This window comes from Xanthomonas translucens pv. cerealis (genome assembly GCF_006838285.1).
Lineage (GTDB): Bacteria > Pseudomonadota > Gammaproteobacteria > Xanthomonadales > Xanthomonadaceae > Xanthomonas_A > Xanthomonas_A cerealis.
Map to the genome: position 1 here is coordinate 1,962,535 of NZ_CP038228.1, position 26,213 is coordinate 1,988,747.

Below are 26,213 nucleotides of genomic sequence, written 5' to 3' on the forward strand. Positions count from 1 at the left end.
TATGCGTCAAAGTAATTTTTATATATAAATGAGCGCATTGTGAACGCTGGAGCATTGGCTCACAAGAGATTTTTAGCCATGTCGGCAATTCTTCTAGGGGTTGCTGTGGCCATTCTTGATGCATCGATGGTCAATACGGCGCTGCCTCGGATTGCTGCTCAATTGGGAATTCCGAGTGCAGATTCAATTTTTGTTGTTAGCGCCTACCAAGTTTCCATGGTGGCTTCGCTTCTGCTTTTTTCGGCACTCGGTGACATTTTTGGTTATAAAGTTATTTATATAATAGGAACGATTGCATTCTCGATCTCGGCATTGGCCTGTTCCGCTGTTTTTTCTTTTGATTACCTTGTATTGATTCGGGCAATTCAAGGACTGGGAGGTGGTGCGATGGCAGGGGTTAATATTGCCATTATGAGAGGGATGTATCCAGCTCACCTCTTCGGCAGGGCGGTCGGAACAAGCGCACTGGTGGTGGCCCTATCATTCTGTGCTGGCCCGTTGATTTCTTCATTGATTCTGTCTTATGGCTCTTGGTCGCTGATTTTCGTCTTGAATTTTTTAATTGGAGCGACTGCCTGCTTGCTTGCGACCATTTTTCTGCCAAGCCGTCCGCATAAAAATTTGAGTTGCGTTCCTTGGATGGATTTATTGGTCATCATGGCAGGGCTCTTTCTCATTGCTTTCTCGGTTTCCGCGCTGGGAGTAAGTCGCTACGGAAAGACCAGATTCATAATTAGCGCAACGACTTGCTGCCTTGGTATCGGAATTATCCTGTGGAATCCAGGTTCTTTTAAAAAATTTCTCCCTAATCCCTATAGCAAAAAAATATTTATTGTGGCGTCATTTATAACGCTGCTTGCATATATGGCCCAGGGGGCCACGCTGATCTCATTGCCCTTCTTTTTCTCCGCGGCAAGCGTTGGAAGGTTGTCTGGGACGGTCTCTGCAATGGTTTTTTGGTCTTTGTTTTCTGGTTTTTTTTCATACTTCTCGGGGCGCGCTTCGGATGTATTGAATTCGGCTCATTTGCTAGTGATGGGTTTGTTTATTATGTCTATCGGGATAGCGTTTCTGGCTGCTGTGGGTGCGATACAACCTATGTGGCTTGCGTCGTTATGTGCAGCTATGGCAGGAGCCGGCTTTGGTATATTTCAAACGCCTAACCTAAAACTGCTGCTGAGCTACAGTTCCGCGCAAGAAAGCGGAAGATCCAACGGCGTTCTAGCTACCGTCAGGTTGCTAGGCCAAATGATTGGTGGCGTCATCGCAGCCGCTTTCCTGAGTCTTAACTCCCAGCAAGGGGCTCGCTGGGCCCTGATCGCAAGTTCCTTGTGCGCATTTCTTGCCTGTGGCCTCGCCAATTTACAGAGGGAAACCAAACCGTAGGCGCATGGGCTTAGAGTGGCTAGCAAAACCCTGGAAGCCGCTGAGCGCAGATGACGCTGCACGCCAAGGGAATGATGCCATTGCGGTCGACGATCGGATGCCGCTTGCCGCCGAGCTTACCGCGATCGGTCGGATTAGGGCCGACGCCTCCTGAGCCTTCGGAACCTACATTTCTCTGCCCAGAAAGTCTTCAGCTTTAGCGGAGTCATCGTCGCAGCGTCGACCGCTTCGCCGAAAATCTGCGCGTGAAGCGCCGCGTAGAGATTGAGGTTGGCTTAAGGCTGGCAGGACAAGAAATATCAGCTTGGTGCTCTCAGTCTTCGCGGTGGCCACAGTCGTGGCTTGCGCGGCATGCTCATGCGGGACACGTCACTGCGTAGAACACCCCTCTGGCGTCGGATTGGGAGCGACACGCACCCGTCTCAAACAATCCATAGCACATCACTGCTGGATACTATCTCGATATATCAGGATGCCAAAACAGAATGAGATGCTTGGGTTTTTTTCCATCCAACGGGCATTGAACTGTCGCTGTTCCATCCTGCGTGCATAGTGAAACCATGGGTGTATCAGACCATATCGAATCGGCCTTGATGGATTTGACGTCCCCCATAACGTTGGAACCGTGACCTCTGATATCGAGCGTGTTGTTTCTCGTTGGTCGAGGGCTGGCTAAGTCTTGTCCGTCCACCCGGTAGGCATAACGACACAACGGCCCTTGGTGGGGCAACAACGCGAGCCGATGTCCAGAAGGATGTCCATAGGGCAGCCGCGTGACGGTTTCCAGCATGTATGCGGGATTGCAGAGATTGCATTTGCGATGTCTTTCCGCAGCCATGTCTATTGAATAGGGGTCACGCCAACAAACGCCACTGAGCGTTCAGGAGTGACCACCATGTTGCAAACACCGGTACTGCAACCGAACGAGCGCCGCATCCTGCGGCTCAGTGAAGTCGAAGCGAAGTCTGGTTTCAAGCGCGCTCACATCTACAACCTGATGAAAAAGCGTCAGTTCCCACAGGCGCGGCGCCTCGGCGTACGGGCTGTGGGCTGGGATTCGGTCGAGATCGATCAGTGGATCGCCGAACGCCTCAATAACCGAACCTGATCCTCTCTCCTCCTCGGATTTTCCCATCCTTTAGACGGAGAGCACCATGCAGGTTGTATCCATCATCTCGACCAAGGGCGGCGTTGGCAAAACGACCACGGCCGCCAATCTCGGCGGGCTCGCCGCAGACGCGGGACTGCGCGTGTTGCTGCTCGACCTCGACGTGCAGCCCACGCTTTCCTCTTATTATGAACTGGCCCACCGCGCACCCTGCGGCATCTATGAGTTGCTGGCCTTCAATGAACGCGACCTCGGCCGACTCGTGTCCCGCACCATCATCGCAGGTCTGGACTTGGTGCTCTCGAATGACCATCGAGGTGAACTGAACACCTTGCTCTTGCATGCTCCAGATGGACGCCTGCGGCTGCGCCACATGCTGCCGGCGCTGGCACCACTTTATGACCTGGTGCTGATCGATACGCAGGGCGCGCGTTCGGTGCTGCTGGAGATGGCAGTGTTGGCCTCCAACCTAGCACTGTCGCCCGTCACTCCGGAAATCCTTGCGGCCCGTGAGTTGCGGCGTGGCACCATGCAGTTGCTGGAGGACATCGCTCCGTATCGACACCTCGGCATCGAACCGCCTCCGCTGCACCTGCTTATCAATCGAGTCCATTCCGTATCCATCAACGCGCGGCTGATCCAACAGGCGCTGCGCGACCTGTTTCAAAACCATGCTGGCATTCGCGTGCTGGGTACCAACGTGCCAGCCATTGAAGCCTATCCCCGCGCCGCTACCCGTGGTCTGCCGGTGCATCGCGTCGAGCATCGCCAGCCACCGGGCAGAATTGCGCCCGCCGCGCTCGACACCATGCGCACGCTCGCCGGGGAGCTGTTCCCTGAGTGGCAAGACAAATTTATCCAAGTCTCCGGCCGTCCAGCGCGTCCTCTTGAAACTGGGAGGCCCCATGGCGAACGTACATGAACTGGCCCGTGGCCATAAGCGCCTGCGCGCTCTGATCGAGTTTGCTACGAGCGAAGGCTGGCACGTCAAGCGTACACCTGGCGGACACCTCAAGTTCACCAAGGCCGGCTGCGCTGCCATCTACACCAGCTCAACCGCAAGCGACCATCGGGCGCCCCTCAACGCCCGTGCGCAAATCCGCCGTGCCGAGCGCGAGGCCCGCATGATAAGGGCCGCTAACGCCGAGGGACGAGGCGATGGCTGAGATATCCTCCCAGGACATGGCCGGCAAGCTGCTTGCAGCCGGGTTCGAGCGCTGCGGTCCATCGGTCACGGCCTTGAGCGACCCGATTGCCGATACACCGATGGTCGTGACGCTGGACCAGCTGCGGCCCTACGACCACGACCCGCGAATGAAGCGCAACCCAGCCTATGAAGAAATCAAGGCGTCCATCCGCGAACGCGGCCTGGATGCAGCACCTGCTATCACGCGCCGTCCGGGCGACGAGCACTACATCATTCGTAATGGTGGCAACACGCGGCTCGCGATCCTACGTGAACTCTGGACAGAGACGAAGGACGAGCGCTTCTTCCGTATTTCGTGCCTTTTCCGGCCCTGGCCTGCGCGCGGAGAAATCGTCGCGCTGACCGGACACCTCGCCGAGAATGAGCTGCGCGGCGGCCTCACGTTCATCGAGCGCGCCTTGGGCGTCGAAAAAGCCCGCGAGTTCTATGAAGAGGAAAGCGGCGCCACGCTGAGCCAGTCCGAACTAGCCCGCCGCCTCGCTGCCGACGGCTATCCCGTACAGCAGTCGCACATAAGCCGCATGGCCGATGCAGTGCGCTACCTACTACCTGCGATTCCGACCGTGCTCTATGGAGGCTTGGGCCGTCATCAGGTCGAGCGGCTTTCGGTCATGCGCAAGGCCTGCGAGCGCACCTGGCAGTATTACGCCAAAAGTCGCTCCCTTCCATTGAACTTCGACAATTTCTTTCAGGAGGTGCTGTCGCAGTTCGACATCCAGGCGGACGAATTTGCTCCTCAGCGGGTGCAGGACGAACTGATCGGCCAGATGTCAGAGCTGCTGGGCGTCAATTACGATGTGCTGGCCTTGGACCTGAATGAATCCGAGAGCCGCCACCGTGCGCTGGTTAGCCAACCGACGCCGCCGTCGGCACCGCCCGCATTGCCTGAGCCTGGAGCCATCGCGCGACCGCCTGTCGAACCGGCGCCGTCCACCGATACTCCTTCGCCACCTACAACGCGGTCAGCGGGCGACCCCATCACGTGCGAAAATGATACGGACGCTGGCAAAGCATCCGCCGGAAACCCTGCAGCAGCAGCTGGAGAGCTGCTGCAAGACCATATCGTCTCGCCGGCACCAACGACAGAGCGGCTCCAGTCCATCCAACGGATGATCGCGGAGCAGTTGGGCGATGCGGTACCGCCGGACTTCTCAGCCAACGTATTGCAGTCCATCCCAGTACAGGCCGGTGGCCTCTATCCCATCTCCGACGTCTGGTACATCGAACCCGGCCTGGACGCGCCAGACCGGCTACGCATCCATATCGCGCAGTTCGCGCGCGAGATCGCCGGCGAGGCGGACTTGGACGAGTTCATCGAGGACCGTCCCGACGGCATCGGGTTCGCATGTCGCGCCCAGGCACCCTGGCAGCTTGAACATGCCGTGCTGGCGTTGCTGGGATCTCTAGCCGGTCAGCAGCCGGCCGATGCCGGCCCCAACGAGCAACTCGTCACCGATCTGCCGACACTGCTACACGGTCAAGGCGACTTCACCAGGCGATTGAGCGATACCGCGCTGGTCAAGCTGTTCCGGTTGCTGCGGTTGGCCCGACGCCTGCTGGATCTGGAAGCCGGTGCCACGGCTCCCGATTCTTGAACGAGGAAGACCAGCATGTCTGCACCCCACCCCCTCAACCAAGCTGTCATCGCCCAGGCACTCTACGACCTGCGCAATGGGCAACTGCGTCGTTGCAAATCCATGGGATTCGGTGAGGAAGAGCTGGATGCGCTCAAGCACCCGGTGCTGATAAGCGTACTGGCAAACGCCAGCGTCTCGTGGTGTTCCGTGACGGTCAACCGCGAAGTGCTCCTTCGGCTGCTCAAGCAGGCGAAGGACGTGGAGAAGGAAATCGCCACGGTTGATCGCATGCTCAGGCTGGCAGCAAGTACGGAGATGGTGAGCCGCTTCTACGGTCTGACCCACCAGGAGGTCGCCCTTCGCCGCGAAGTCCTCGGCCTGCCCAAACGCAAGGGGCGCCATGCCGTTTTAGACGAAGCCCAGGACACGGAGCTGTGGCGGCAGTGGAAGGCCGTGACCAGCAGCAGACACGTCGATATGGAGGACGAGTCCTCGATTCTCGATGCGGCCATGGACTTGGCAGAAGCCATGTCACTGCCGCTTTCGGTGGTGTGGGCCACGATCAAAAACTGGATCGACCAAGGATTGGGATGACCTATGGCCGTGGATGACGCAACGTCGCGAGCACCACGCAAAGGCCCCGTAGCACTCGCCGATTTGTTCGACAGCGCGCTGAAAGACCTTACGCCTAAAATCAGCGAGCCCGCGTCTGCGCGTACGTCCGGAGACGGTTTCCTGTTCAGCGGCAATCGGCATGAGAGCGTACCGCGGCGGCTGTTCCTCGATCGACGTCTGACGCCACTGGAGCGCAATGCATGGCAAGTGTTCCGGATGATGCTCAACGAGGATGGCGTCACCGCGTTCCCGACATACGAGCAACTTCGACCATGGCTAGCGTCAACGCCCTGCGCAGGACAAGCCTCCCACGAAACCGTGGCCCGCGCCTTGACGCTATTGCGCCTGACACGCTGGTTGAGTCTGGTGCGCAGACGCCGCGACCCTAAGACCGGACGCATCCTCGGCAACCTGTATGTGCTGCACGATGAGCCCTTGACTCCGTTCGAGGCGATACAGCTTGACGCCGACTATCTGGAGCTGGTCAGCCAATCACTGAGCCATTCTGCAAAGGCTGTGCAAATGGTTGGACTCAACACGCTTAAGGAAATCGCGGAAGACCCGCTGCTGTCAGGCCGCACGTTGCCATCGCGCCTGCAGGTGCTTGCCGAACGCCTGGCTCAACAAGGCATAGCTGTATGCGAGAGTTATCCACAAGAAGACGCCACCCACGATTCCGAAGAAGGGGCTTCAAGCCTTCTTCGGAATGGCGAACACCATTCTTCGGAATCCGAAGCGGGGCTGAATTCCAGGCACGACGGCACTCTTCGGAATCCGAAGCAGGACCGTACTGTACGTAGTAAAAGTAATAATAAAATACGTACTACCGCGCATGAGGGTGAGCGTGTGCGAGGGACGCCGGATGTTCGCATGCCTGATCGCTTCCTCGCGCTGAAGGAAGAGCAGCAGGCGGGCGCATTGGTTGCGTTACAGCAGGTCGATGCGTCACTGCGGCAAGCCGTGCTGGATGAATGGGCGGACCGCTGTCGAGGCTCGACCATTCGCAATCCAGCGGGATATTTGTTCGGCATCATCCAGCGCGCCATCCGGGGTGAGTTCAATGCGTGGGCCAAGCAAGCCGAGATGGCATCACTGGCTCCTCCTCCTGCGTGCAATGAGCCACCAGTGGCACCGCGCAATGTGGTTCCGACCGAGGTAGCCCGGCAGAACATCGAACAGCTACGCGACCTTCTGCGCAAGGCCTGACTTGTCGGACCGACAGATCATGAAGCAGATGCCTGTGGCTGTCAGTAGCGCTATCCCCTGGGGATAGCCGCTTGGATGTGCAAGACGCCAAGCAGATATGGGGCAGGCATCGAGATGCCATGCACTGGATCATATGTGCGCGGCCTGTCCTTGGCGAACAGCGCTCCTTGGCGCGCCATGGAGCTATCCCCTGGGGATAATTGGCCATTCCAAAGGGCAGCACAACAGGCAGGCACAGCGCCGCCATCGGAGGTCACGCACGGATCGCGCGTATCCGTGCAGCCTCGGCGAGCAGCATCCAGTGGCGCTTAATGGATCTATCCCCTGGGGATAGCTCGCGTCGCTCGTAGCGGCCACTCCCTAAACCGGGGCTTGGCCGATTTCGGTTTGTTGACTGACGGCCTTCCGCCGCATGCCAATGCTGGCTGCTCCTTTTCCAAAGCGAGCGGACACACCATGGCAACCAATGAACCTTTGCAATTGAATCTCGGCTCGCTGCGCAGCGCGATGTCGCTGACGCTGCATACCCATCACGCATCCCGCATTTGGCATGGCCGCGCTGCCGCCGAGGGGCGACCGGGCATCGTCGGCCTGAACGGCTACATCGCCGTGATGAACAAGATGAAGCGCGGCTCGGAGCAGGACGACCCATACAGCGATTGGTGGATGTTGCGCATCGAGGAAAAACTCGACCAGACCAAAACCACGCTGCAATCGCTGCGCGAACAGGTGGACCAGGCATTGGCGGGCGTCCCCGCCGCATTGAGCCTGGGCGAGAACCTCAACGTGCAGCCGGTTAAATTGCCCCTCTTCGTCAACGCCCAGCTCGGCTTTGCTGCGGTCTATCTCCTGGCCGACTATGACGACATCGCCCGCAAGCTGATCCTTGCCCATCACACCGCACTCATCGACCGCAGCACGCTGGAGCGCTGGCTCAACGAGGGTGCGCATGCGCTGCGCAGCCTGTTCAGCCTGGCACAGCAATACCGCTACTCGGGCTGCACTCGGGACGATTTCGCGGCCAAGAATGCGGCGGCGCGGGTCGCGCTGGAAAAATTCGGCGAGCTGCCGCAAGACGTACTAGAAGGCACACGACGCTCGAAGTTTTCGCCGCCCATCGTGCGCCGCGGGCTCCAACAGCGCGGTGATAGCGCTGCCGCAGCCGCACCTCCCACCGACGAAAGCACTGCCGCCGATCCGGCCGAGGCCAGCACCGTCGAGGACGAACAGGCATGAGCGACACGAACCGCGAACCGCGCTACTTCCGTGGTCTGGAACAGCCAGCCTTCATGCGGCTGGAACACGCGGCCTCTCTAAAAGGCCTTTTAAAGCCTTTTAAAGGTAAAGGGGACTTCGAGACCTGGGCCAGTCAGTGCTTCGCGATGCGCGACGAGGTGATTGCCCTGGCGCAGCGACAGGTGCTGCCACAGGCGTGCGGGCACCCCTTCCACCTGCTGCCCATAGAGCTGGCCCAACAGTCCACTGGCGCAGGCACGGCCTTTTTGCGCTGGCGCAGGCACGACAGGTCAGCCATGGGCGTGGCGCTGTGGCAGGAACTGATCGCCAGCACCAGCACGCCCGTCAACTTGCTGGCCGATCTGCACGCGATCGAGCTTCAGCGCATCACGTTGAACATGCAGATCAGCCTGCTGCACACCCTGGGCAGGCAGGCGCAGGAATGCGCCAGCAAGGCCAGCGAAGCGGATGCCGCCTATCTGCGTCGGCTCACGTCCCTCCCCGCCGCGATGCGCGATTGATGACTGCGCCAGGCATTCCTGCACGCGCCTGGGGCCGGAGAGGCACGGGCATTTCAACCACAACGGAGATTGCATCATGAGCACGCATTTTTCTGGCGAAGGCAACATCGGCTCGCCACCGGAATATCGCGAATTCCCCAATGGCAACGACGAGCCCAGCCGCCTCCTGCGCCTGAACGTCTATTTCGATAACCCCGTTCCCAAGAAGGACGGTTCTTTCGACGATCGCGGAGGCTTTTGGGCGCCCGTCGAACTCTGGCACCGCGATGCCGAGCACTGGAAGGATCTGTACCAGAAAGGCATGCGCGTGCTGGTCGTCGGCCGCATGGAGCGTGAATCTTGGACGGACAACGAGGATCAGCCACGCGAAACCTGGCAGATCAACGCGCGTAGCGTCGGCATCCTGCCGTACCGCATTGAGTCCGTGACCCTTAGCCCGAAGCACCAAGAGGCAGAGACGAAGCCCCAAGCCGCCCAGGAAACGACTGCGACGAAAGAGGCGAAACGTAGGAAATGACCCTGCATGGAGGGCGAACGCCGCAGTGCTCCGCCCTCCTCCGCTCGCCACAAATTATCCCCAGGGGATAGCTCCACCTACGTCCACCGAAGTCCACGCCCTCCCGTATACCTCGGCTCCCTGCCCGCGCACTTCCAGCTACGCGTCTTTCTCCAAAGCGATTTCATCCTCCGTGAAAGCGGTCGCCGCAGCATGCGGCTTGTTTGCTGCTGCTCTTGGCAGCGCTCGGCATCCTCGATTCCAGCAACTCAATGAACCACGGAAATCGAGCGGACGGACATGCGGCTGTTCTTGTGCGAGAAGCCCTCCCAGGGCAAAGACATTGGCCGGATTCTCGGCGCCACGCAGCGCCGTGAAGGCTGCCTCAGCGGTTCCGGCGTCACTGTCACTTGGTGCATCGGCCATCTCGTCGAAGCGGCACCGCCCGAAGCCTACGACGAGCAGCTCAAGCGCTGGTCCATCGAGCAGTTGCCTATCATTCCCGAGCATTGGCGGGTCGAGGTCAAACCGAAGACGGCCACGCAATTCAAAGTCGTCAAAGCGCTCCTGGCGAAGGCGACCCAACTGGTCATTGCTACGGACGCCGACCGCGAGGGCGAACTCATCGCCCGCGAAGTTATCGACCTGTGCGGCTATCGTGGACCTATAGAACGGCTCTGGCTGTCAGCCCTCAACGATACGTCCATTCGCACCGCGCTCGGTAAGCTTCGGCCATCGGCCGAGACGCTGCCGATGTACTACTCGGCGCTGGCGCGCTCGCGCGCCGACTGGCTCGTGGGCATGAACCTCAGCCGGTTGTTCACGGTGCTGGGGCGCCAAGCCGGCTACGACGGCGTGCTGTCAGTCGGGCGCGTCCAGACCCCAACGCTCAAGCTAGTGGTGGACCGCGACCGGGAGATTGCCGCCTTCGTCTCCGTGCCGTACTGGGCCATCGACGTGTCCCTATCCGCAGGCGGCCAGGCTTTCAGCGCGCAGTGGATCCCGCCCGACGCCTGCACAGACGGCGCCGGCCGATGCCTGCAGCAGCCGGTGGCACAGCAGGCCGCGCAGCAGGTACATGCGGCCGGCAGCGCCCAGGTGGTCTCGGTCGAAACCGAACGCGTGCGGGAAAGCCCGCCGCTTCCGTTTGACCTGGGCACCTTGCAGGAGGTGTGCTCCAAGCAGCTTGGGCTGGACGTGCAGGAAACCTTGAACATTGCCCAAGCACTGTACGAGACGCACAAGGCCACCACGTACCCCCGTTCGGATTCCGGATATCTACCCGAAAGCATGTTCTCCGAGGTGCCCACGGTCCTCGACAGCCTGCTCAAGACCGATTCCTCGCTACGAGCGATCATGGACCAGCTCGACCGCTCCGTGCGTTCGCGTGCCTGGAACGACGCTAAGGTGTCGGCGCACCACGGCATCATCCCAACGCTAGAACCGGCAAACCTCTCGGCTATGAGCGAGAAGGAGTTGGCCGTGTACCGATTGATCCGCGCGCATTACCTGGCACAGTTCCTTCCTCATCACGAGTTCGACCGCACCGTAGCGAACTTCTCCTGCGGCCAGCAGAAACTGGCAGCGACCGGCAAGCAGGTCGTGGTCAAGGGCTGGCGCCTGGTTCTGGCCGAGCCTCAGCCAGATGAGGAAGGCGATACCGCTGCGCGCAGCCAGGTGCTGCCCGCGCTGAGCGAGACCCTGGCGTGCCAAGTGACCGGTGTGGATCTGAAGGCGCTCAAGACGTTGCCACCTCGACCCTACACGCAGGGCGAGTTGGTCAAGTCCATGAAAGGCGTTGCCAAGCTGGTCTCGGATCCGCGCTTGAAACAGAAGCTCAAGGATACGGTCGGCATCGGTACCGAAGCGACGCGAGCCAACATTATCGGCGGCCTGATCGCACGTGGCTACCTTGTGAAAAAGGGGCGCGCCATCCGCGCCTCGGACGCGGCCTTCACTCTGATCGGCGCGGTGCCGGCGGCAATTGCCGATCCAGGCACCACCGCTGTCTGGGAACAAGCACTCGACATGATCGAAGCCGGCCAGCTCACGCTGGACGTGTTCATTGGCAAGCAGGCCGCATGGATTTCACAATTGATCGCGCAGTACGGTAGCGCGTCCCTGTCCATCAAGGTTCCCCAAGGGCCGGCATGCCCGCAATGTGGCGCACCTACCCGCCAGCGCATCGGCAAAAGCGGCCCGTTCTGGTCGTGCAATCGCTACCCTGACTGCAAAGGCACGCTGCCAGTCGAATCCGGTACGTCTAAGCGCGCAGCCTCACGTCCGCGCCGTGGCGGCCGCAAAGGCTCCTGATCGACCCCTCTCCCCCGTGAGCCGTGCTCGCCTTCTGCGGCATGGCTCGTGTCCCGCGCCCTTTCGGGACGCCCAGCGCACATCGCCTTCTTGATCCGTGTGCGCGTCCCGCCGAGCCGCCCCCGGCCGCGGGACCTGAAGGTAACTCCTCCAAGAATCGCGCCACGCGCGCGCTGCTGATCTGCATTTCTTCCGCCTCTGCGAAGGGTCCCCCGATGGCTTGCCCGCTCACACAAGCCATCGGGAGACCCCTTGCGGTCAGCGGTATTCGGTGCCGGTGCCCGCCGGCGCAAAAACGGGCTCCCTTTGTGCGCGGATGTGCGCCAGACGATGCCGGCCCCAGCCACGACATGGGCCGGGTGTGATTGCTGACAGCAGACGGTTCTAGCGACGACCGGGCCTGCAAATCAGCCCACGGGTGGCTTCTTCTTTTCTCCCGAGCCGAAGGCCCTGCGGCCTTCGGCGCCTTTCTCCTGCCCATCAACATCCCGGCCCGGCCATTGGCCTGGGCCACACGAACAGGAGAGCCGATATGCACCCTCAACCTTGCGCGCCGCTGCTTTACGGCAGCGTGTGCAGCGGCATCGAGGCCGTGAGCCTCGCCTGGCAACCTCTCGGCCTTGAAGCCGCGTGGTTTGCCGAAATCGAGCCGTTCCCGTGCGCCGTGCTCGCACACCACTACCCGCATGTGCCCAACCTGGGCGACATGACCACGATCGCTCGCCAGGTTCAGGCCGGTACCGTGCCGGCCCCCGACATCCTGGTCGGCGGCACGCCATGCCAATCGTTCAGCGTGGCCGGCGCGCGCCGGGGACTGGATGACCCGCGCGGCGCCTTGACCCTTGCCTATGTGGAGTTAGCCAATGCCATCGACCAAGCCCGTCACCAAAAACACCGCTCGCCGGCCACGATCGTCTGGGAAAACGTCCCAGGCGTCCTCAACGACCGCAGCAACGCCTTCGGGCATTTCCTGGGAGCATTGGCCGGAGAAAGCCGTGCGCTCGAACCGCCAGGGGAAAAATGGACGCACGCAGGTTACGTGTCTGGCCCCAGGCGCCGCATCGCCTGGCGCGTGCTCGACGCTCAATATTTCGGCGTCGCCCAACGTCGCAAGCGTGTGTTTCTTGTGGCAGGTGGTGGAGATGGTTTCGATCCCGCCGAAATACTTTTTGAGCGTGCAGGCCTGCGCGGGCATCCTTCGCCGGGCTTCGCGCCGTGGCAAGGCACTGCCGGCGCTGCTGGACTTGGCGCTGAGGCAGCAGGCGACTTCAGGGGACTGAAGCAACACTACGGCAAGGTCAAGACGACGTTTGGATTCGGTGAAGGCATCGGCCCTGTCGATGTGGCCGCATGCCTGTTGGCGGACACCAAGCATGACATCCGCACGGAGACGTTCATGGCGCTGTCAGTCGCCGGCAGCATCACCCACACCCTCGACACCGCCAACGGGGGCAAGGGCAGCGGCGAAGAAGGTACGGGCAAAGGTGCGCCGATCATTGCCTTCACCGCCCAAGGTTGTGGAGCCGATGCGACAGTGGATTGGGCGCAAACCCTGCGTGCAGGCGGGCATCGCCACAGCCATGCGAACGCAGGAGTGGTACCGGCTATCGCATTCGCGCAGAACAATCGCGGCGAAGTGCGATTTGAGTCAGGCCATGGGCAGGTGGCTTGCACCATCCTGTCCAATGGCAGGCCAGGCTACGGGGTGCCGATGGTGGCCTGCGTTGCTTTGCGGGGCAGGCAGCATGGTCTTGCAGCCGAGCTTGGCGGCGGCATATCGACCGCACTGCGCATCAGTGGCGATGGCGTGGATAAGAGTCATGTGCTGGCACCTAACTATGAGGCGCATTTCCGGTACGACTGGAATGATCCCGTTCTGGGAGACTGGTCGCAATGGCAGGTGCGGCGCCTGATGCCACTGGAATGCGAGCGGCTGCAAGGCATGCCCGACGACTACACGCTGGTCCCTTATCGCGGCAAGCCCGCCACAGATGCCCCGCGATACAAGGCGATCGGCAACTCGATGGCCGTGCCCTGCGTCGCGTGGCTGGGTCAGCGGCTGGTGCAGTGCCTGCACAAGAAGAGGTTGACCGCTTCGGTTTGATGCTCGCCACCCCAGGCACGCCATTCTCTTTACGGCACGCTCGACATGTCGGCAGCATCTAGCAGCCAGGTTGTCCAGGCTGCTGCAGGTTCCACTCCGGCCATCCGCCAGTTCGATGCCGGGCTTTCTTTTTCGCGGCCATCAATCGGGACCGGAACGGGTTCCAATTTTCCGCTGACTTGGCCCGGCCCGCGCGCGACGCTGCCCGCATGTGTCGCTGATCCGTCAGCACCATGCCAGCAGCCTGAGTTTCGAGGCCGCCGCGGGGTTCTCCCGTGCTACCCACCAGTCCGCCGTCGCATCGAGTCTGCGGACACGCGTCTTGTGACGCTGATGCGTTCTTTTCGACCGCGTGCGGGAGCTGCCATCCCGTGAGGGACAAGGCCCCGCTTTCCTAGGAGCCCACTCATGTCCCAACAAGCCTCTTTCGGCCAATTGGCTTTGATCTATTGCGGCAAGTTACTGCCGCTCGAAGTCCTGCAGAGCGCCGCAGGCCACTACATCGGCACACGCAATAGCGAAGGTCCCGTCTCGCGGGAATCTCGCGAGTACTTCCGAAGCTATGCCGCAGCTCAAAGCGCCCTCGAAAGTGGCGGCTGGTCCCAACTGGCCAATCCCTGATCCAACTGGAGGAGCCACGTCATGAACCAGCATCTGCCTCGAGAAATCGTCGATCAAATCGCACAGGAGCAGCGGCATTTCGCTGCGGCGTCCGATGCGTTTCTCCATGCCTGGAAACGCGGTGTGCAACTCGCTGGGCCTCAATGGTTTGGCGATGGCACACCCGAAGGGCTAAACCTGGCACGCGACAAATGGGATATGTGCCCCGACGTGCCAAGGATCAGCAAGGCCATTAGCGTCCTGAGCAGTGGGGAACGCATGTTTCTTGCCGCGATGGTCAGCTTCTACAACGAGCGCAAGGGAGGCGCGCTTCTGAAACGTTGCGGATTCCATGGGCTTGCCGACTTCGGCGGTCTCGATCTACAACATCGCAAGGTACTCGCCGACCTGATACTGAATTACAGCGGTTGGTGAAGCCGGTCTCCGGAATAACACTGCCTTTCGCTCACCCACCCACAAGGGACATGTGCCGCCTAGGCCATGTCCCTCAAGCTCTTTCACGTCGCGCAGCGCAAGGCCTGACCCAAAGCCAGAAATCAGCACAGCATGTGTTCTTTCCCGCGTCAGCGCAAACGCCACTTCGTGTCCGAAGCCTGACCTTGCCAACCACTCATCAGGTCTTTTTCTTGCCTGCAATGCGCTGAAAAGCGGGTGCGGCGCGATGTCATTTTCTTCGAGCCGACAGCCTGCTGCAGCGCCATTCTTCCCTGCATGTTCGTCGGCGTTGCCGACACATGCCCAGGCAGCCGAGACCTTAAAGGCTGCAAGTGCGGGAAACCGCACTGGTCGTTTCTTTCCACGGACGCGGACGCGTCCATCCACGCCACCCACAAGGGACCTCTCCCTTGCGGGTGGGGAATCCCTTGATTCTTCCTCAAGGAGTTTCCCATGGACCGTTCCCTCATCAAATCTATGATGCCTACGCTTGTCGCAGGCCATGTACCTCGCAATGTGCGGTCGTTCAAGTACCGCGTATTCGATGATCAGCCGCAGTCTTCAACATTGGGCTTCGCCATCGATCCCATGCCTTTCGATGGGCGCGTGGTCGTGGCGACTGATGACGCCATCGTCGTCAAGCTCAAGCCCAGCGAGTTCGCTGTGCTCGATCCCAAACTGGTGACCGTCGTTCCCTCCGAAGGCGCCAAGGTGCATGTCCAACCCTACGCGCGGCGCCGTTTCGACGGACTGCGCGCGGACACCCCGGAAGTACGCACCGAGATGACGTCCGACGGCATTCCCTACACCGTCAAGACGCACATCCTTGGTTCCGCACCGGCCAAGCTGCCCATCCCCGCGCCGCAATGCATGGAGTTGGGCCAGCTCATCGAGCAACTGGAGGAAATGCCAGCGCCCGATGGCTTCCGGCGCATCACCCACATGCTGGTCGATGCCGGTGCCAGGGATTTCACCTGGGTCGATCCGAAGCCGTCCAAGATCATCGAGACGCCTCCGGCGATCAGCTTCACGGTCTCGACCGCGAAGTTCGAGGGCCGTGTGACGGTGCTGTACGACCGCGCAGGGGATACCTACGTGGTGGAGTTGCACCGAGACGGCAAGTTGATCGATCGGCATGACGAGGTGTACTTCGACATGCTCGGCGAAGTGCTGGAGCGACTCATCGATGACGGGCGTTGGCGTCTGATCGACGTAAGCGTCATCAATACGAAGGCGACTCGACCGCGCCAAGCGCTGCCGGCATGACGCCCCGCACTGAAGCCAGACGGTTCTTCGGTTGAACCGAACCCGCGTCACGGCGTTTCAGTACCTCTGGCCACGTGCCCCACAGGCTCTCCATCCATCCGGGTGGAGGGCCTTTTCTCTATTCCACGAAGGAGATTTCGACTATGTCACTGCGATTCAAAGGTGCCAACCTTCGCCCTGTGCTGACCGAGGCGATCGCCAGCCAATGCCGCCTTATCCTGGTCAAGGACCAAGGCGTATACTTCCTCGCCGAACTGGGCGGCGACGACTTCGCGGAGTACTTTGATCCGAAGGACAGCGTATTCATTCGCATTCTGCACACCGCTGACGACCTGGTGCTTTCCGCCAACGCCACGCATCTGTCGCTGGAGGCGGTGCCTCCCGCGTAACGCGGCAACCGCCACACGACCATCGCCAGTGGCCGGCAATATCCCCAGTAAGCCAGCATCCGGACTGTTCCGGGCATTGATGCAGCAGCCAGAAGAAAAAAGCCCTTCACTTATGATGAAGGGCCTTTTTTTAGAACTTATTCAGGGCTCTTTATCCACGCTTGAATAGACGCTCATGCATCCACCCATCGTTGGTCAGGATGACCGCCGCCTTGGCTTGTATGTCTCCCTGAGTCTGTTCCGCAAAATTCTTGTAGTTGGCACGCATGACTTCCGATTTGGCCCAGTCTTCTGCACCGTCTACCTTGTAGCGGTAGTTCACCTGCGACAGCTTTACGCCCATCATGTCGCTGGGTTCAGTGAAGTTGTCCACTTCCACGACGGTGTACTTGCCGGTACAGAAGGCATCTTGCCCAGCCAGCGTGTTCGCACCGTTGGCGACGAGGAATTTCTTACCGGTGTCAGTGATTTGGTACTCGGTGGCTGGCTCCATCTTGTTGCCGAACATGGCTTTGACTTCGGTGTCTCGCTTCGTCAACAGTCCGGCATCGACCAGCGCATCGGCGCGCTTCTTGTTCTGGCCGCTCAGCATATCTTGATTCGCCAGGGTGAACGGCAAGCCCTTTGCAGGAATCGAAGCGCATAGGCCCTTCTGAGTGTCCAGGTACGCCTGGATGCCCTTGCTGAAGTTGCTCTTGTTGGCGTCTTTGGCGCTGCCGCACGCAGCAAGCGTAAAGGCAAGGCTACTGATGGCGACGATCTTGATGGCGGTATGCAAAACGAACTTCCTCTGTAGGTTAAGACAAACAGTTATTTATTTTGGCAGCGCGATTAGGCGATGTGTGTTCTCGGCATGGCGAGTGGTTTCTAATCGGTTCGTAGAAGCGTAGTGCGCTTTCCTGCGGACGAACATACAAAAGGGAGCGGGTTCACTTCCCACCGCCCGATGCATAGGAGCGCAATGGCACAGAAAGGAAATGCGCGATACCCATGCAAACAGGGGTGTAACGGTATCCCCGCAAATTCTCAGAAGCAAGCGCTTTTATGGGTCAGCGGGCGATGCCAGTCAAGGTCTGTAGCCCCACTTCTCGATAATGGATTCCACGATGGCTTGATTTGCTGGGGTCGTGCCTGGACATGTCGTCAGATATGTCCGGCGTGCCTCCGCCGTGGCCGGCGGGTTGAACTGCGGGCTCCATACCTGGATAGCGTGGAAGACTGCGATCGGCGCCGAGCATTCGGGAGTCGGCGTTCCGGAGCCGGACACGCTGGCCATGCAAAGAAAGACCGTGCAAGGGTCCGGTGCCTGGGCGCGAGCTGTAGCGCTCAGGCCAAGGCCCAAAGTCGCAGCCAGTGCGATAGTGGCGGAAATAGTGCGTAGCTTCATGGTGAATACCTCCCTGGTAGTGATTGAAATGACGTGCTTGTCTGTGGGCGACTTGCGATAAGCGTGGCTCAGCGAGACAGCGCCCGCGCCGCTTGCTGTGGCGTCGGCTGGATTAGGCGATGCGTGGTTCTCGGCATGGCGGGTGGCTCTTAGTCGGTTCGTAGAGGCGGACGGCGCGGTCTGAGGGGGTGCGGTGAAGTTCTATACCAAGTCTTACGCGAGAAGGTGGGGTGTAGCACTTAAGCATCTGCATAGTTAGGCATGAGTGCTCCAGAGTGAGGCTCGCGCCGCATCACTTTACCGAAACTATGCCTGACCACAACTTTAGGAAAGTCTCCGGTGCGGGGGGCTGGACTAGGAAATTCGCTAAACATCTGAATTTTAAGAATATTTCTTACGATTTCGTCGCTTCCGCTGCAACTGCTGTGGCAGACGATGGTCGACCTGGACAAAGGGAAGCGATCGGTTGCCGATTCATTGCTGCCCCGAGAGTGAGCCCCGCCCATGCTGCCCCCATGCCTGCTGACGTTGTCAGCGACATGCCAGGCAACCATCGGTCTTCGAGGTTGCGGCGCAGCTCCCGCTGCGTGACCGAGCCAGCTCGCACCGCATCCATCTGCGAGCGTCCACCGGCCTGTCCGGTGGCGGATGCTTTCGCCTTATCAACCCATCGCGGGGTTACGCACCCTTCCCCGCTTGCGTGGGCTCGGTGTGTCTCCGCTTCTTCCCTATGGAGATTCACCATGAACACCACGTCCAACGAGAAATCGTACTTCGATCTGCACACCTCAGGCATCGGCTATCTGCAACGTGCCCGTGAAGTACCCGTCAGGGGCGGCCGCCGTGCACAGCCTTTCGTTGCATGCACCATCGCCGCGCTGGTCGGCCCCGCCAGGGATCCCAGCTATCGCTACTTCGACGTCAAGGTCTCGGGTGCAGAGGCTAAGAAGCTCGTTCAGCGCTACATCGGCGTTGAAGATCCCAAGCAGCGCCCGCTGGTGCGCTTCCGCCTCGGCGACCTCTGGGGCGATGCGTACATCCGCGACAAGGGCGAGCACAAGGGCAAGGCCGCCGCGTCTCTCAAGGCGCGACTGCTCAAGGCCGAGCTGATCGATAGGGCCGAACTGGCTTCGATCGAGCAGCACGAGCTGATTACCCGTGGCATCGGCTACCTCAACCGTCCGAAGGACGTCACCCCCAAGGGTGGCGATCCGTTCCTGTCGTGCTCCATCGCCGCACTGGCAGGACCTGTCGATGAACCGGAATACCGGTACTTCGACACCATCGTCGCCACCCCTGAAGCCGAGCATCTGGTTCGCCGATGCGTGCAGGCCATCGAAGGGGATCGCAAGGTGCTGATCGCCTTCCGTCTCAACGACATGAAGATCGATCCGTACATCCGCAGCAAGGGCGAGCACGCCGGGGAACCTGCCGCGAGCCTGGAATCGACGCTGGTCCACATCGGTCTGATCAAGATCGACGGCACCCAGGTCTATCCGACGAGCCAGGCGCAAGCCAAGGCGCCGCCGGAGATGGACGCATCCGCGACCAAAGCCGACACCATCATCGACACGGCCGCCAACCCCGTTTCCGACCAACCTATCGAGTCCGCCGAGCGCGAGCACGAAGGTGCGGTCGAGGAGCAGGAACTGGCATTGGTTGCTTCGTTTTGACCCGGCTTGGCCCCTCACGGGGCCAAGCCGCTTTTTCCTATTTCTCAAAGGAGAGCCATCATGGCAGTCACATCGGTGCCCGAGAGATCGGTATCGCCCATCGTCGTCCCGGGCCAGCTCACGCTGCGCACCGTCCGCGGCAAGTACGGCCCGTTCCCGGTCGGCCGCCTTTCCACACACCTTGGTGTGTTCGAGGTCAAAGACCCCGAGCTGGAGCAGTACCCCGAAGGCAAGTACGACGGAGATTTCGTTATCAGGTACATCTTTCCGAAGTCCTATCCGGTCGGCGGCGGCATGCGGTTCGAGATCCGCGCCAGCCTGGACGGAATGACGCTCAACGGCATAGAAAAGCTGAGCCGCGACGAGGAACGCAGCTTCGCCACACAGGATGTCGATCCGCTCGAAGAAGAGCTTGGGACGCAGCCGGTGGCAACGTCGGCCAAGCCCGCCAGAGCCTCGCGACCCGCCAAACCTGCTCCCTTGGAGGCATCGGCGGACCCGCTGATCGATACCACGCCGTTCGGTGTGGATGCGCCGCCGCCCGTTGCGTCTGCCGCCCCCGGCAGCGAAGAAGATCCGGACGCCGCGCTGTTCGGCGCACTGTGGCCGCTGGGCGAATCTGTGAAGCTGGATTCGACCATTGACCGCCGCGCCTTGCGCGCGCAAATCGCCCGCCTGAACGAGCTGGGTTTCGCACTGGACTTCAAAACGCAAGAGTGGAGCCGACAGGCCGAACTGCAAACTGCGTAGTCACAGGCGCCGCACACGCGGCATTCCGTCACCCGCTGGGGGTTCTCCCCCGCGGGGGAGGCCTCCGGCTTCACTTTTCAAGGAGGCCTGTCATGGGCTGGTATTTCTCATCTCAATCGCGGTCTGAATTGATCGCAGAACTGATCGCACCGCAAGAGACCGAGCATGTAAGCGTGAAAGTCATCGCTCACGTCCTGCGTGGCAACGTACTGTGGTCCGTGATCGAAATGACTGCCAAGGTCGAAGACGTTCATCGTGATCTCGCGCCGGGCCAGTCCCTGCGCTACATCAGTTGCGATCTGCTTGAACGCAGCAGTGGCCAGTGGGGCTACAAACCGCTGGAAGAGTCAATGCCCCCGTACTACTACTCGTGCCCGCTGTCCTATCTGGATCTCGCACCAGAGCAGTCCGCCGACTGGCGTGCAGGCGTTCGCGCCTACCACGCCCGGCGCCGCACCCCAACGGCATCCGCGGTACCCGCCGCGGCGCTGATGGTCTGAGCCAGGAGAAACCGACATGGGCCTGATCCTGGCAATGCTCCCGCGGTCGCTGTTGGCATTCGTTGAAGAGCAGTTGTCCAACGACGAAGTTTCCTCGGACGAGGAAATGCTGGAGTACTTCATCAACAACGGTCTCACCGAGGAACAGGCGCGGCAGGCACTGACCTACCGCGACCAGTACCTCAACAACATCTACCTGGACGGCTTCACGCCGATCACAGCATCAGACGAGGTGCTTCATTTCAATCCGCACACCCGGCAGTTCGAGCCGGACTGAGCGTTTTTCTTCCAGCCCAGGGGCAGCACCAGCCTCCGAGGGCGGTGCTGTTCCCGGTCAATCGAGGACATCACCATGCCCGCAAACACTTCTTCCACCACGCTGTATCGCATCGACGAATGCCCGGACGTGATGGCCGACGCCTGCGTCGGCGACGATCAAGGCAACCTGATCTTCCTCTCGATCTGGGCGCGCGACACCGCTGTTCAGCAGTTCCTAGCTCGCCTCACCCTTGGCGGCGACGAGCAGGGACTGGACCAGTTCCACGTCATCACCGACCAGGGTGGCAGCGTCCCGGTGTTCATCGGCAACGTTGATCGACTGGAAAAGCGCGTCACACGCGCCTACCGGCGCACGCTGTTCGGCTCTCTTTCCAACGTGTGGCTGTTCGACCGGCGCTGCGTCAAGCCCGACAAAGCCAACGCCAGCGCGCTGGCATTGCTGCCACGCGACAGCGCCCACCGGCTCGACCGCCTGTGGATGCTGGTGCGGGACACCTGCCCGTTGCCCTTGCTCGATCACTGGCGCGAGACCGTGCTGGAACTGCTGCAAACCCGCGAGATGCTGACCCGCCTTCCGTTCGCCCTCGGGCCACTGGAAGGCCATCAGCTCACCATCGACGTGCCAGCGCTGACTCTGGCGCTGGGCACCCTGATCCGCAGTGACGTGCTCACCGCCGATGCCTATCCGGCCAAGATTTCTGCGCCCAAAGCGGTAACGGCTTGACCTACCCGTGGAGGCACGCCTTGGCGGGCTTCCACCATTCATCCCCACCAACCAGGAGATATTGATGGCCCTCATGTTCCCGCGGCTCGCCCGCAATTTCATTCGCAATGGATACTTCCCTACGGATGAACCCACGCTCGAAAGAGCTCTCAACGCACTCATGCCAAGCGACGGACCGATGTGCATTCTCGATCCTTGCGCAGGCGAAGGCGTGGCGATCGCTGAAGCCGCCCATGCCCTCGGGCGCGAGCAGGCCAAGGCGTTCGCTGTCGAGTTCGACGCGGAGCGGGCACGCCATGCCCGCGGCCTGGCCGATCACTGCCTGCACGCGGACCTGATGGACACGATGATTTCCAAGCAGTCCTTCGGGCTGCTCTGGCTCAACCCTCCGTATGGCGACCTGTCCAAAGACGTCAACGGCAACATTGGGTATCAGGGCCAGGGCCGCGCCCGTCTCGAAAAGCTGTTCTATCAGCGAACCTTGTCGCTGCTGCAGTACGGCGGTGTGCTGGTCTTCATCGTTCCAGGCTACGTGCTAGACGCGGAGCTGGTCGGCTGGCTGACGCGCCACTACACGGACCTGCGGATTTACCGAGCGGTAGAGACGCAGTTCAAGCAACTGGTGATCTTCGGCCGCCGGATGCGCCAGCGCGAGCAGGCGCCGGATGGCGTCAAGGCCATGCGCAATCTGCTGCTGCAGGTTGGGCTTGGCGAAGTCGAAGCCGAGGAGCTGCCGAGCGAATGGCCGCTCCAGCCTTACATCGTCCCCGCCAGTCCGGCCGAGCCGGAGCACTTTTTCCGCGTGACGATGGAGCCGGAGCAGTTCGCCGATGAGGTTGGTCGGCTCCAAGGCCTCTGGCCATCGCTGGACACGCACCTGGGGGCCGCGCAGCAGTCGCTGCGTCCTCCAGCGCGTGCTCTTTCCCACTGGCATCTCGCTTTGGCCCTGGCCGCGGGCGCGATATCAGGCGTGGTGCGTTCCAAGACAGGGCGCCTGCTCGTCGTCAAAGGTGACACCCACAAGGACAAGACGCTCCAGAGGGAATTCACCGAACGCGACGACGGCTCCATCGCCGAAACCCGGATCCTCACCGACAAGTTCGTCCCCGTCATCCGCGCATGGGATATGACGCCTGGCTCCCCGACACGGGGCGAGGTGTTGACCATCCGCTAATCCCCGGACGCCTGACGTCCCGCTGCACTTCATCAAAGGAGAAACACCATGCTCTCACGTCTGTTCCAGCGGCCTGCGCAGCAGAAGCAACCAGTGTTCGCACCGGCCTCGCTGCAGTTGAGCGAAAAGGTGCATTGGCTGGCCTGCAAAAGTCTCATCGATCCCCTCGCTTATGTGCAGCGTCATGTGCGCGGCGATTGGGGAGAGATCGACGAGGCGACCCGCCAAGCCAACGACGCCGCACTCCAACAGAAAAACCTGATGATCTCCTACTACCGGATCACGCCGGAGCTGGTGCTGATCGTCAGGACCAGCGAAGACCACCAGACAACGGTGGTCCAGCTTCCCGAAGAGCGCGACATGATCTGAAGACAGCACATCGTCATCCCATCCACCTGACGGAGCCACTTCACTCCGCCAGGGGTGTCGTGGCTCAATGCCACATCAAGGAGGAGCCCATGGCATCGCATCGCATAGAGACCTACTGCCGGGAGCTGCTGTTTCCCATCGGCGCACTCATCCTCAGCAAAGGCATCGACCGCATGGTCCGCTCTGGCCGTCTGGACCCGCTTCCGTACTTCCGTCGCCACGCCCGTGGCGATTGGGGTGAAGTCACCGAGGAGCAATGGCAAGCCAACGGCATCGCACTGCAATCGGGCGCATCGCTGGAGTCGCACTACATGGTCCACCCTGAGCTGAGCATTCGCATCGTCACCGATGCGAAACGCCAGTTCACCCTCATCTTGCTGCGGTCCGAAGACTAAGCACGTTTCACGCGCAGGCGGCCAAGGCCTGCGTTTTCCATCCACCGTCGGCCGCTTGCCGATTGAGATTGATCTTCCCACCCCGGGGCATGCCATTGCCCCGTTGGGGGTGGTGCATGCCCCTTTTTTTTGGAGCATCACCATGTCCCTCGATCTCGACTCTACTGCCGCAGAAGACACTCCCGTGCAGGGCGAACTGCTCGATGCGGAATCTTCCCCTTTGACCCTGAGCCTTCAGGATTTTGTCGGTGAGTTCGGCGACGAACTGCTCGACTCCCTCAATCGCGCCAACCCGCCGGTCTATACGGGCCAGCCGCAGGCGCACCGTCAGCTCATTGTCACCAGCCTCAAGCGCAAACTATTTGAGGCCCAGGCCGAAGTCGTCCATGCCGCCGCCGAGTTGCTTATCGACCGTGGCGAGCGCGCCGCGATCGTCAACGGCGAAATGGGCTGCGGCAAGACGACCGTCGGCATCGCCACGGCCGCCGTGCTCCATGCCGAGGGCTACCGCCGCACCCTGGTTCTTTCGCCACCGCATCTGGTTTACAAGTGGCGGCGAGAGATTCAGGAGACGGTGGCCGGCGCAAAGGTCTGGGTACTCAACGGCCCCGACACACTGGTCAAGCTCATCAAGTTGCGTGAGCAGTTGAGCGTGCAGCCCATGGCTCAGGAGTTCTTCGTCCTGGGGCGCGTGCGGATGCGGATGGGCTTCCACTGGCGGCCCGTCTTCACCCCAAGGCGCACCCGCCATGGCGACGTGGCAGCCTGCCCAGACTGCGGCCATGTCATCACCGACCTCGACGGCGAACCGGTTAATCCGGTCGAACTCGAAGCTGAGGAATACCGCAGGAAGTGCAGCCATTGCGCCGCGCCCCTGTGGACGCTGGTCCGCCCGAGAAGCCTGTCCGGTAGCGACCAGTCTTCGGCCGTCCTCAAAGCCTTGAAACGGATTCCCACCATTGGGGAAGTCACTGCGCAGAAGTTGATACAGAAGTTCGGCGACGGCTTTCTGGCATCGATGCTGGGCGACAACATCCATGAGTTCATCAACTTGATGGATGACCGCGGCGAGCTGGTCTTCTCCGACCGCCAGGCCACGCGCATGGAGCGTGCGATGGCGAACATGGAGTTCGGGTTTGGTGAGGGAGGCTATCAGCCGTCCGAGTTCATCAAACGCTATCTGCCGCAAGGTACGTTCGACCTACTCATCGCCGACGAGGCGCACGAGTACAAGAACGGCGGCAGCGCCCAAGGCCAAGCCATGGGCGTGCTGGCAGCAAAGTCCCGTAAGACGTTGCTGCTCACTGGCACGCTGATGGGTGGCTACGGTGACGACCTGTTCTATCTGCTGTTCCGAGCCCTTCCCGGGCGGATGATCGAAGACGGCTACCGCCCGACCACAAACGGCAGCATGACCTCGGCCGCGATGGCGTTTATGCGCGATCACGGTGTCCTCAAGGACATCTATTCCGAGAGCACCGGCACGGCGCACAAGACTGCGAAAGGCACGAAAGTCAGTGTCAGAACGGTCAAGGCTCCTGGCTTCGGCCCCAAGGGTGTGCTGCGCTGCATCCTGCCGTTCACGATCTTCCTCAAACTCAAGGACATCGGTGGCGACGTTCTGCCTCCATATGACGAAGAGTTCCGTGAAGTCGCGATGGACACGGCACAAGCCGCGGCCTACCGTGACCTGGCGGGTCGGCTAAACACGCAGCTGAAGCAGGCTCTGGCGCGACGCGACACGACCTTGCTAGGGGTGGTTCTCAACGTGCTGCTGGCCTGGCCGGATTGCTGTTTCCGGTCGGAGACCGTGGTGCATCCGCGCACGCGCGACACCTTGGCATTCGTCCCGGCTCAGTTCAACGAGTTCGAAATCACCCCCAAGGAGCGCGAGCTAATCAACGTCTGCAAGCAGGAGAAGGCGCAGGGGCGCAAGGTCCTGACCTATACGGTCTATACCGGCAAGCGCGACACCACGTCGCGCCTGAAGATGCTGCTGGAACAGGAAGGCTTCAAGGTGGCGGTACTGCGCGCGAGCGTAGATGCCAGCCGCCGCGAAGACTGGATTGCCGAGCGGTTGGACCGCGGCATCGATGTGCTCATCACCAACCCCGAACTCGTCAAGACGGGATTGGACCTGTTGGATTTCCCGACGATCGTGTTCATGCAATCGGGTTACAACGTGTACTCGCTCCAGCAAGCGGCTCGCCGTTCCTGGCGCATCGGGCAAGAAGAGGACGTGCGAGTGATCTACCTTGGCTACGCCGGCTCCTCGCAGATGACCTGCCTGGGGCTGATGGCCAAGAAAATCATGGTCTCGCAGTCCACCTCGGGCGACGTGCCCGAATCGGGGCTTGATGTCCTGAACCAGGATGGCGACTCCGTCGAGGTCGCACTTGCCCGGCAGCTTGTCGCCGCCTGACTATCTCCACTTACGGCCCTTCGGGGCCGTTTTTTTTGAACCAGAGTCAGCAAATCGGAC

27 protein-coding genes and 1 pseudogene are annotated in these 26,213 nt (G+C 60.9%); 25 read left to right on the top strand and 3 right to left on the bottom strand.

Going from position 1 to position 26,213, the window contains the following annotated elements:
* Positions 1 to 39 precede the first annotated feature (39 nt).
* Positions 40 to 1,386: an MFS transporter gene (locus E4A48_RS08705; RefSeq protein ID WP_185910739.1), complete on the top strand. Its 1,347-nt coding sequence runs from the start codon at positions 40 to 42 to the stop codon at positions 1,384 to 1,386.
* A 37-nt stretch (positions 1,387 to 1,423) separates the two neighbouring features.
* On the opposite strand, the pseudogene E4A48_RS08710 reads toward E4A48_RS08705, so the two are convergent.
* Positions 1,424 to 1,543 (bottom strand): annotated as a pseudogene (locus tag E4A48_RS08710) (IS5/IS1182 family transposase); the annotation flags it as partial.
* 738 nt (positions 1,544 to 2,281) lie between these two features.
* On the opposite strand from E4A48_RS08710, the gene E4A48_RS08715 reads away from it, so the two are divergent.
* The 13 genes from E4A48_RS08715 (at position 2,282) to E4A48_RS08775 (ending at position 14,804) form a co-directional block, all read left to right on the top strand.
* Positions 2,282 to 2,494: an AlpA family transcriptional regulator gene (locus tag E4A48_RS08715; RefSeq protein ID WP_025389735.1), complete on the top strand. Its 213-nt coding sequence runs from the start codon at positions 2,282 to 2,284 to the stop codon at positions 2,492 to 2,494.
* 46 nt (positions 2,495 to 2,540) lie between these two features.
* Complete coding sequence (locus tag E4A48_RS08720; protein WP_025389734.1) at positions 2,541 to 3,416, top strand: ParA family protein; 876 nt, start codon at positions 2,541 to 2,543, stop codon at positions 3,414 to 3,416.
* Positions 3,400 to 3,660: a hypothetical protein gene (locus tag E4A48_RS08725; RefSeq protein WP_142742242.1), complete on the top strand. Its 261-nt coding sequence runs from the start codon at positions 3,400 to 3,402 to the stop codon at positions 3,658 to 3,660. The genes E4A48_RS08720 and E4A48_RS08725 overlap by 17 nt, the downstream gene beginning before the upstream one ends.
* Positions 3,653 to 5,296 (top strand): ParB family protein, encoded by a 1,644-nt coding sequence (locus tag E4A48_RS08730; RefSeq protein ID WP_142742243.1) that lies wholly within the window; start codon positions 3,653 to 3,655, stop codon positions 5,294 to 5,296. The genes E4A48_RS08725 and E4A48_RS08730 overlap by 8 nt, the downstream gene beginning before the upstream one ends.
* 15 nt (positions 5,297 to 5,311) lie before the next feature.
* The gene (locus tag E4A48_RS08735) at positions 5,312 to 5,872 is read left to right on the top strand and encodes a DUF2857 domain-containing protein (RefSeq protein WP_025389731.1); all 561 of its coding nucleotides are present in this window, start codon (positions 5,312 to 5,314) and stop codon (positions 5,870 to 5,872) included.
* Between the two features lie 3 nt (positions 5,873 to 5,875).
* Positions 5,876 to 7,099, top strand: coding sequence for an STY4528 family pathogenicity island replication protein (locus E4A48_RS08740; protein ID WP_025389730.1), 1,224 nt, complete (start codon positions 5,876 to 5,878; stop codon positions 7,097 to 7,099).
* Between the two features lie 456 nt (positions 7,100 to 7,555).
* Entirely contained in the window at positions 7,556 to 8,335 is a 780-nt protein-coding gene (locus E4A48_RS08745; protein WP_025389729.1) for a PFL_4669 family integrating conjugative element protein, read from the top strand.
* Positions 8,332 to 8,856 (top strand): DUF3158 family protein, encoded by a 525-nt coding sequence (locus tag E4A48_RS08750; protein WP_142742244.1) that lies wholly within the window; start codon positions 8,332 to 8,334, stop codon positions 8,854 to 8,856. The genes E4A48_RS08745 and E4A48_RS08750 overlap by 4 nt, the downstream gene beginning before the upstream one ends.
* Before the next feature lie 76 nt (positions 8,857 to 8,932).
* On the top strand, positions 8,933 to 9,373 hold the full coding sequence (locus E4A48_RS08755) for a single-stranded DNA-binding protein (RefSeq protein ID WP_142742245.1): 441 nt from the start codon (positions 8,933 to 8,935) through the stop codon (positions 9,371 to 9,373).
* Between the two features lie 279 nt (positions 9,374 to 9,652).
* Positions 9,653 to 11,665, top strand: a complete 2,013-nt coding sequence (locus E4A48_RS08760; RefSeq protein ID WP_142742246.1) for a DNA topoisomerase III — start codon at positions 9,653 to 9,655, stop codon at positions 11,663 to 11,665.
* Positions 11,666 to 12,197: 532 nt separating this feature from the next.
* Positions 12,198 to 13,769, top strand: coding sequence for a DNA cytosine methyltransferase (locus E4A48_RS08765; protein ID WP_142742247.1), 1,572 nt, complete (start codon positions 12,198 to 12,200; stop codon positions 13,767 to 13,769).
* 408 nt (positions 13,770 to 14,177) lie between these two features.
* Positions 14,178 to 14,390 (top strand): hypothetical protein, encoded by a 213-nt coding sequence (locus E4A48_RS08770; RefSeq protein WP_025389724.1) that lies wholly within the window; start codon positions 14,178 to 14,180, stop codon positions 14,388 to 14,390.
* 21 nt (positions 14,391 to 14,411) lie between these two features.
* Entirely contained in the window at positions 14,412 to 14,804 is a 393-nt protein-coding gene (locus E4A48_RS08775; RefSeq protein WP_025389723.1) for a hypothetical protein, read from the top strand.
* Positions 14,805 to 14,953: 149 nt separating this feature from the next.
* Here E4A48_RS08775 and E4A48_RS20530 read toward each other — a convergent pair whose 3' ends face one another.
* On the bottom strand, positions 14,954 to 15,091 hold the full coding sequence (locus tag E4A48_RS20530) for a hypothetical protein (RefSeq protein ID WP_185910740.1): 138 nt from the start codon (positions 15,089 to 15,091) through the stop codon (positions 14,954 to 14,956).
* A 187-nt stretch (positions 15,092 to 15,278) separates the two neighbouring features.
* On the opposite strand from E4A48_RS20530, the gene E4A48_RS08780 reads away from it, so the two are divergent.
* Positions 15,279 to 16,091, top strand: coding sequence for a GTPase (locus tag E4A48_RS08780; protein WP_142742248.1), 813 nt, complete (start codon positions 15,279 to 15,281; stop codon positions 16,089 to 16,091).
* Between the two features lie 143 nt (positions 16,092 to 16,234).
* Positions 16,235 to 16,480 carry a DUF3085 domain-containing protein gene (locus E4A48_RS08785; RefSeq protein ID WP_142742249.1) on the top strand — a complete coding sequence of 82 codons (246 nt, stop codon included), beginning with the start codon at positions 16,235 to 16,237 and terminating at the stop codon, positions 16,478 to 16,480.
* 151 nt (positions 16,481 to 16,631) lie between these two features.
* Here E4A48_RS08785 and E4A48_RS20535 read toward each other — a convergent pair whose 3' ends face one another.
* A complete protein-coding gene (locus E4A48_RS20535) occupies positions 16,632 to 17,258 on the bottom strand; it encodes a hypothetical protein (protein WP_185910741.1) in 627 nt (208 codons plus the stop codon).
* Between the two features lie 1,352 nt (positions 17,259 to 18,610).
* On the opposite strand from E4A48_RS20535, the gene E4A48_RS08805 reads away from it, so the two are divergent.
* From E4A48_RS08805 to E4A48_RS08845, 9 genes are all read left to right on the top strand, one after another.
* Positions 18,611 to 19,540, top strand: a complete 930-nt coding sequence (locus E4A48_RS08805) for a DUF3577 domain-containing protein (protein WP_142742250.1) — start codon at positions 18,611 to 18,613, stop codon at positions 19,538 to 19,540.
* A gap of 60 nt (positions 19,541 to 19,600) precedes the next feature.
* The gene (locus E4A48_RS08810) at positions 19,601 to 20,290 is read left to right on the top strand and encodes a DUF3275 family protein (RefSeq protein WP_142742251.1); all 690 of its coding nucleotides are present in this window, start codon (positions 19,601 to 19,603) and stop codon (positions 20,288 to 20,290) included.
* A 92-nt stretch (positions 20,291 to 20,382) separates the two neighbouring features.
* Positions 20,383 to 20,790 (top strand): hypothetical protein, encoded by a 408-nt coding sequence (locus tag E4A48_RS08815; RefSeq protein WP_142742252.1) that lies wholly within the window; start codon positions 20,383 to 20,385, stop codon positions 20,788 to 20,790.
* Between the two features lie 16 nt (positions 20,791 to 20,806).
* Positions 20,807 to 21,067, top strand: a complete 261-nt coding sequence (locus E4A48_RS08820; protein ID WP_142742253.1) for a hypothetical protein — start codon at positions 20,807 to 20,809, stop codon at positions 21,065 to 21,067.
* 75 nt (positions 21,068 to 21,142) lie between these two features.
* Positions 21,143 to 21,793, top strand: a complete 651-nt coding sequence (locus tag E4A48_RS08825) for a hypothetical protein (RefSeq protein WP_142742254.1) — start codon at positions 21,143 to 21,145, stop codon at positions 21,791 to 21,793.
* Positions 21,794 to 21,800: 7 nt separating this feature from the next.
* A complete protein-coding gene (locus E4A48_RS08830) occupies positions 21,801 to 22,967 on the top strand; it encodes a DUF6094 domain-containing protein (protein ID WP_409976366.1) in 1,167 nt (388 codons plus the stop codon).
* A 48-nt stretch (positions 22,968 to 23,015) separates the two neighbouring features.
* Positions 23,016 to 23,336: a hypothetical protein gene (locus E4A48_RS08835; protein WP_025389714.1), complete on the top strand. Its 321-nt coding sequence runs from the start codon at positions 23,016 to 23,018 to the stop codon at positions 23,334 to 23,336.
* An 89-nt stretch (positions 23,337 to 23,425) separates the two neighbouring features.
* Positions 23,426 to 23,731, top strand: a complete 306-nt coding sequence (locus tag E4A48_RS08840; RefSeq protein WP_142742256.1) for a hypothetical protein — start codon at positions 23,426 to 23,428, stop codon at positions 23,729 to 23,731.
* A 142-nt stretch (positions 23,732 to 23,873) separates the two neighbouring features.
* On the top strand, positions 23,874 to 26,153 hold the full coding sequence (locus E4A48_RS08845) for a helicase-related protein (RefSeq protein ID WP_142742257.1): 2,280 nt from the start codon (positions 23,874 to 23,876) through the stop codon (positions 26,151 to 26,153).
* Positions 26,154 to 26,213 lie beyond the last annotated feature (60 nt).

What these genes read in the sequence shown, in the direction of transcription:
- E4A48_RS08715 (WP_025389735.1), top strand. Translation starts at nt 2,282, where the DNA reads ATGTTGCAAACACCGGTACTGCAACCGAACGAGCGCCGCATCCTGCGG.
- E4A48_RS08775 (WP_025389723.1), top strand. Translation starts at nt 14,412, where the DNA reads ATGAACCAGCATCTGCCTCGAGAAATCGTCGATCAAATCGCACAGGAG.
- E4A48_RS08840 (WP_142742256.1), top strand. Translation starts at nt 23,426, where the DNA reads ATGGCATCGCATCGCATAGAGACCTACTGCCGGGAGCTGCTGTTTCCC.
- E4A48_RS08815 (WP_142742252.1), top strand. Translation starts at nt 20,383, where the DNA reads ATGGGCTGGTATTTCTCATCTCAATCGCGGTCTGAATTGATCGCAGAA.
- E4A48_RS08805 (WP_142742250.1), top strand. Translation starts at nt 18,611, where the DNA reads ATGAACACCACGTCCAACGAGAAATCGTACTTCGATCTGCACACCTCA.
- E4A48_RS08810 (WP_142742251.1), top strand. Translation starts at nt 19,601, where the DNA reads ATGGCAGTCACATCGGTGCCCGAGAGATCGGTATCGCCCATCGTCGTC.
- E4A48_RS08820 (WP_142742253.1), top strand. Translation starts at nt 20,807, where the DNA reads ATGGGCCTGATCCTGGCAATGCTCCCGCGGTCGCTGTTGGCATTCGTT.
- E4A48_RS08845 (WP_142742257.1), top strand. Translation starts at nt 23,874, where the DNA reads ATGTCCCTCGATCTCGACTCTACTGCCGCAGAAGACACTCCCGTGCAG.
- E4A48_RS08750 (WP_142742244.1), top strand. Translation starts at nt 8,332, where the DNA reads ATGAGCGACACGAACCGCGAACCGCGCTACTTCCGTGGTCTGGAACAG.
- E4A48_RS08825 (WP_142742254.1), top strand. Translation starts at nt 21,143, where the DNA reads ATGCCCGCAAACACTTCTTCCACCACGCTGTATCGCATCGACGAATGC.
- E4A48_RS08770 (WP_025389724.1), top strand. Translation starts at nt 14,178, where the DNA reads ATGTCCCAACAAGCCTCTTTCGGCCAATTGGCTTTGATCTATTGCGGC.
- E4A48_RS08765 (WP_142742247.1), top strand. Translation starts at nt 12,198, where the DNA reads ATGCACCCTCAACCTTGCGCGCCGCTGCTTTACGGCAGCGTGTGCAGC.
- E4A48_RS08760 (WP_142742246.1), top strand. Translation starts at nt 9,653, where the DNA reads ATGCGGCTGTTCTTGTGCGAGAAGCCCTCCCAGGGCAAAGACATTGGC.
- E4A48_RS08835 (WP_025389714.1), top strand. Translation starts at nt 23,016, where the DNA reads ATGCTCTCACGTCTGTTCCAGCGGCCTGCGCAGCAGAAGCAACCAGTG.
- E4A48_RS08730 (WP_142742243.1), top strand. Translation starts at nt 3,653, where the DNA reads ATGGCTGAGATATCCTCCCAGGACATGGCCGGCAAGCTGCTTGCAGCC.
- E4A48_RS20530 (WP_185910740.1), bottom strand. Translation starts at nt 15,091, where the DNA reads ATGGCGCTGCAGCAGGCTGTCGGCTCGAAGAAAATGACATCGCGCCGC.
- E4A48_RS08725 (WP_142742242.1), top strand. Translation starts at nt 3,400, where the DNA reads ATGGCGAACGTACATGAACTGGCCCGTGGCCATAAGCGCCTGCGCGCT.
- E4A48_RS08735 (WP_025389731.1), top strand. Translation starts at nt 5,312, where the DNA reads ATGTCTGCACCCCACCCCCTCAACCAAGCTGTCATCGCCCAGGCACTC.
- E4A48_RS08755 (WP_142742245.1), top strand. Translation starts at nt 8,933, where the DNA reads ATGAGCACGCATTTTTCTGGCGAAGGCAACATCGGCTCGCCACCGGAA.
- E4A48_RS08780 (WP_142742248.1), top strand. Translation starts at nt 15,279, where the DNA reads ATGGACCGTTCCCTCATCAAATCTATGATGCCTACGCTTGTCGCAGGC.
- E4A48_RS08720 (WP_025389734.1), top strand. Translation starts at nt 2,541, where the DNA reads ATGCAGGTTGTATCCATCATCTCGACCAAGGGCGGCGTTGGCAAAACG.
- E4A48_RS08745 (WP_025389729.1), top strand. Translation starts at nt 7,556, where the DNA reads ATGGCAACCAATGAACCTTTGCAATTGAATCTCGGCTCGCTGCGCAGC.
- E4A48_RS08785 (WP_142742249.1), top strand. Translation starts at nt 16,235, where the DNA reads ATGTCACTGCGATTCAAAGGTGCCAACCTTCGCCCTGTGCTGACCGAG.
- E4A48_RS08740 (WP_025389730.1), top strand. Translation starts at nt 5,876, where the DNA reads ATGGCCGTGGATGACGCAACGTCGCGAGCACCACGCAAAGGCCCCGTA.